The sequence below is a fragment of the Alcaligenes pakistanensis genome (genome assembly GCF_014652815.1).
Classification (GTDB): Bacteria; Pseudomonadota; Gammaproteobacteria; order Burkholderiales; family Burkholderiaceae_B; genus Alcaligenes; species Alcaligenes pakistanensis.
Window position 1 is genome coordinate 1 of the sequence record NZ_BMZN01000009.1, and the last position, 4,712, is coordinate 4,712.

The following is a 4,712-nucleotide window of genomic DNA, read 5'->3' on the forward strand; positions in this document are numbered from 1 at the left end:
AACTCGGATGGGCAGACGGAGGGCATCCCGATTAGCTCAGCCGGCGAGGATTTCTGGGCGTTGCTCAGTAGGCCGCCGCGTGTACCGATTGTGACTAACAGTGCGCAGCCAACAGGCTACATCATTGGCAGCGGCACAGAGCAGCGCCAAGCAGCACCTTTTATCGTTACCACTAAGGACCCAATCGACGGCTTCAACGTCCGATTAAGTGCGGTGAATTATGACCGCAGGTATTACGCCAAAGATGGCATGTACCGGCAGTAATAACCAAAGTACCAACACCACCTAACCCGCCTCACGGCGGGTTTTTTTATGGGTAAACGAGATGGCAGAAAAATGCTTTCCGACACTACAAGAATTGCGCGGCTTCGGCATTGATGCTGATGTTTGGTGGAAATTCATCAATGGGGAGATTGATGAAGTCAATCCAAACCAAAACGGGGTTGATGTTGAGACTATCTTGAGTTGGAGGCGGCGAGTCATGGATATGGCCCAGCAGGCGGCCGGTATGCAGACTTATCTTACGAAGGCGAAGGCAGATGCAGCACAGCCTCAACCGCCTGAAGTGGTCGCACAGGTGACTAACGATCCAGAGCCTACAAATAACGGCTACTGGGTATCGGACGGGTCGCAGTGGATTTGGTCTGGCATACAACCAATTACGCGCCAAGAACTTTCATCTTTTCAGTTTATATCTTCGAAGATCGTTGGCAGAACCCCTGCCTTTTTAGATGATTTCGGCCGCCCTGAGCAGCGATCAACAACACTCGGACTGGCTTCATCTGCGTGGCGCTGGCACAACTCAGGCAGTTTCCAAATCCGCAATCAGATCGCGCAGCTTGGGAGTGGTGCGACCAGAGGTAACCGCTACTACGCGCGAACTGGTTTCACGTTTAAGTCGTACATCGCGCACAGCACAGTCGAAGTTGGTGAGACTTTTAATTTCGGGTGGACGTATCGACAGCCTGATGACTCAACCACATCAAATCCACGTCTTTTTGCGCGCATTTACTTGAATGCGGCTGGCGTCAACCGGATCAGGCTGGGCTATGGAACTGTGGGCTCTACCAATGATGCAGATACGGAAACCTTGTTTGATGGCGAAGTTAACGCTATCGGTAAAAGAAGTCATGAGTTCACTTTTGTCCAAGACGGCCCGCGTGTTCTTGCGTTTGTGAACGGTGGCATTGTCATGGATCACACGATTAGCTCGGAACAAAACACCATGCTCGGCCATAGCGTTGGGATAAACGCTTTGACGCACTCAAGCAACGAAGAGCTGAAGATCCGGCGTGTTGCTGTTTACCGGCTGCACGACAAGCCTGCCAACATCCCTCAAGTGATGGCACACCGTATGGTCGTTAAAGGCCCATTCGGGCCGGACACATACACGACCGACACCCGAGATCCTGAGAGTTGCCTGTCCGCGCTAGAGCGGCTGCCCCCTGGCATCGGCATTGAGACTGATATTCGCCAGTCTTCAGATCGTCACTACATTCTGATGCACGACCCAACTGTTGACCGCACTACGTACGGCACTGGTGAAGTGTCAGCGATGACGCTTGCTGAGCTGACTGCGCTGAGAATCCGGGGGCTGGGCGGACGCAATGTCCCTGCGCTTTCCGAGCTGCTACGCGCACTTGAGGACCGACCCGATATTCCGTTGGCGTTCTTGCAGCTGTACGGCCCGAATATTACGGACGCAATCGACGAGATCAATCAAGCATCGCCCGGCGTCAAAGCCCGTTGTGTTCTGTTTGTTAACAATCTTGGTCAAGCCCAGGGTGCCAGAAACGTTGACCCCAACATACGGCTTGCGGTGGGCGGTCGCAATAACGCAAACGAGTCAGAAATCCCGGATCTTGTCGCAGCCGGTGTTGAGATCGGGGTAATCAGCCCAGGCGACACAAGCTATGCAGCGAATCGTGGCCAGGTGGCGAAGCTTCACGCAGCTGGGATCAAGGTTTTTGCATCAACAACACAGATGCATTACACGATGCGACAGATAGAGGCCGATGGTGCAGAAGGGTATCTGTCTGATTACCCAACTGGATCAGCCGCCTAAGCGGCTTTTTTTACGTCTGCTGCTTTTGCAGCGCTTCACGGGAGACAGCTATGCCGACCGTAAACAAGGGGAAAAATCAATGCTGCACAACGATGGAGCACATCTGCCGATTACAACCGGCTCAGCATTACTGATTTACAAGTGGACGCCGCAAGAGTTCGTGTTGCTGCTGTGGGCAGCTTATGTGCTGATTCTTATCGTGGTCAAGCTACCAGACTTCTTGCGGTCGGCAGCCCGTTTGGTTGGTGGTCTGCAGCGTGTATGGGGGAATTTAAAGGAGTGGAAGCGTGGATCTAAAAACTAAGCTGGGCTCTGGGGTGGTCGCCGCAGCGATTGCGCTGGTGGCTGCCTGGGAAGGACGTTCTTTGGTGGCCTATGTGGACCCGGTGGGGATTCCGACGATCTGTGAGGGCTATACGCAGGGGGTCAAGTTGGGCGATGTGGCTACGTCGGAGCGGTGCGATGCTCTGACTGAGCAAGAAGTACGTAAGGCCCTGGCGGTGGTAGACCGCTCTATGCCGCAAGTCCTGCCGGATGGTGTGCGTGTGGCGCTGGCCAGCTTCGTCTACAACGTGGGGCCTGGCGCGTATGGCAGCTCCACGCTATTGCGTAAGCTGCGGGCTGGCGACCTGGCCGGAGCTTGCAATCAGTTGCCGCGTTGGGTGTATGCCGGGGGCAAGAAACTGCGTGGTCTGGAGCGACGGCGCGAAGCAGAGAGGCAAATATGTCTATCCGATCTGCAGTAACGGGGGCTGCTGTTCTGGCAGCCCTTTTTGTTGGCCTGCAGATGTACGGCTCAGCCCAGCACGAGAAGGGTTACGACAAAGCCCAGGCCGAATACATGATTGCTGTCGCGCATGCAGAGGGTAGGGCACGGCAGATCGAACATGAATTAACTGAAGAAATGGAGGTCCGAGATCGTGAAACGCTGGAACAGTTGGAGCAAGTGGCTATTGCTGAGCGCCGTGCTGCTGATGAACGCGTGCGCAAGTCAGTCGAAGAATACGCAGCCCGCTATCGTCGGGATACCGCGCTTGCCAGCGCTGCCGCAGAACGCCAAGCAGCCGACACCGCCATCCGAATGTTTGCCGAGCTGTTTAGCCAATCTGACGACTTGGCGGGAGTCTATGCGGCAGAGGCTGACCGACGCAAAGTAGCGGGACTGTCGTGTGAGGCTGCGTATGCGAATGCCCAAGGTCGGTAGCCACTGCATTATTATAGAGAGCTTCTGTCAATGAAGCTCTGCTGCAGAGACGGCTACTACGCCTGATTTTTTTAGATTTTATTATCGAAGAGCTTGATGGGCTTTAGAATTTCTGCGCGGCAGAGGCTTATCTAGGTCTAATAGCTGGTATGGCATACTGATTTTCGTTCAGGAGTGCCCAGGGAAAATGGGCAGGTAGTTGTCGAAGTAGTGAGCTGAGTAGACACTTACTTAGTTCCAGTTAAGCCAAGAAATTAGTCCCGCGGTTGCAACGCCGCTCACAATTAGACCCAATACGATCCATACGTGTTCTTTGAGACGAGACTTGCTCTTGTTCGATGGGGCCTGTGCTTGAGTCTGTCCCTGTGCTCTATTTCCTTCAGCGAAAATATTCCCTACGTTATCTGCTTTGAGTAGTGGGCCCTGAGTAGTGGTGTTATTGGTTAATTTTACGTTGCCGCTATTTTGAATATCGAACATGGCCTCTTGTTTATTCTTGAGCACAAATCAGTCCTTGCAAATAGTATTCTCTGAGTGAGCCGTAGATATCTGAATTCGAAATTAGATAGTCCACGCTAGAAAAAGCATGATTGTCATTTGCTTCAATATCACCACAATTTTTTATGATGAATGGCTTAGCTACATTCTCGAGAGTATTTCCGGAGATCGTACCAGTTTTAGCGCCGATTATTTCAATTGTCATTGTTTCCCTGTTTGATTGTTTTGGTTTTATCAATCTTACCAAAAGCTAGGAGTATAGAGATGGCTTTGGCGCCTGTCGATTCAGGCTTCAACTGGCTGTTATGTATTTTTTGTTTGATACCTCACATTGCTCATCTTCTTGGTGACCGGGTGCCACTTGAATGCGGATTCTGGCCGCGCAGTGCTCAACAGTTCCAGCGCTGATTTAACGTTTGTCTCTGGTGAAGTCCATTCTCTTGCTGCGTCAGGCGTTAAAACCACAGGCCTGCGGTCGTGAATATCGACCATGCCGCCTGCGCTGGCATCGGTGACAATGGCAAAACCATGCTCAACATCATCGTCTTTGCCTGGCTGCCAAGCCGTGATTGCAGCCATATAGAGTGGGGCGCTATCTTTGCTATGAATAAACCATGGCTGTTTGTCGCCAGTCTCCCCAGTCCACTCGAACCATCCATCCGCTGGAACAAGCACGCGCTTGCCAAGTAGGGCCCGCCACATTGGCGATTTCTTCAAGATTGTGTCCAGGCGGGCATTGATCACCGGCGCACGTTTGTACCACTCCGGCTTGTAGCCCCAGAACAGCCTGTCCACTTGATCGTTGCCATCACCGAGCTGGTGGAGGACGATGGGGCGCGTACCAGGCGGAACGTTATATTTGAGGCCCTCACCCACGTCTGTCTTGCTGGATTTCCACCCAACTTTTGCGGCATAGATCTCGGCAGCTTCCCGCTGACTAAAACG

The 4,712-nt window shown here is 52.8% G+C and carries 6 protein-coding genes; 5 read left to right on the forward strand and 1 reads right to left on the reverse strand.

Annotated features, from left to right (window positions below):
* The 5 genes from IE156_RS18470 to IE156_RS18265 all read left to right on the forward strand — a co-directional run.
* Nucleotides 1-264 (forward strand): hypothetical protein (locus IE156_RS18470; RefSeq protein WP_229841517.1); only part of this gene is annotated, 264 nt, incomplete at its 5' end.
* Nucleotides 265-325: 61 nt separating this feature from the next.
* Nucleotides 326-2,065, forward strand: coding sequence for a glycerophosphodiester phosphodiesterase family protein (locus tag IE156_RS18250; RefSeq protein WP_189394097.1), 1,740 nt, complete (start codon nt 326-328; stop codon nt 2,063-2,065).
* Entirely contained in the window at nt 2,016-2,369 is a 354-nt protein-coding gene (locus IE156_RS18255; RefSeq protein WP_189394099.1) for a hypothetical protein, read from the forward strand. Before IE156_RS18250 ends, IE156_RS18255 begins: the two co-directional genes overlap by 50 nt.
* Nucleotides 2,353-2,811, forward strand: coding sequence for a lysozyme (locus tag IE156_RS18260; protein WP_189394101.1), 459 nt, complete (start codon nt 2,353-2,355; stop codon nt 2,809-2,811). The genes IE156_RS18255 and IE156_RS18260 overlap by 17 nt, the downstream gene beginning before the upstream one ends.
* The gene (locus tag IE156_RS18265; protein WP_189394103.1) at nt 2,790-3,269 is read left to right on the forward strand and encodes a DUF2514 family protein; all 480 of its coding nucleotides are present in this window, start codon (nt 2,790-2,792) and stop codon (nt 3,267-3,269) included. Before IE156_RS18260 ends, IE156_RS18265 begins: the two co-directional genes overlap by 22 nt.
* Before the next feature lie 801 nt (nt 3,270-4,070).
* On the opposite strand, the gene IE156_RS18270 is transcribed toward IE156_RS18265, so the two are convergent.
* On the reverse strand, nt 4,071-4,712 hold a 642-nt coding region (locus IE156_RS18270), incomplete at its 5' end, for an SOS response-associated peptidase (RefSeq protein WP_189394104.1).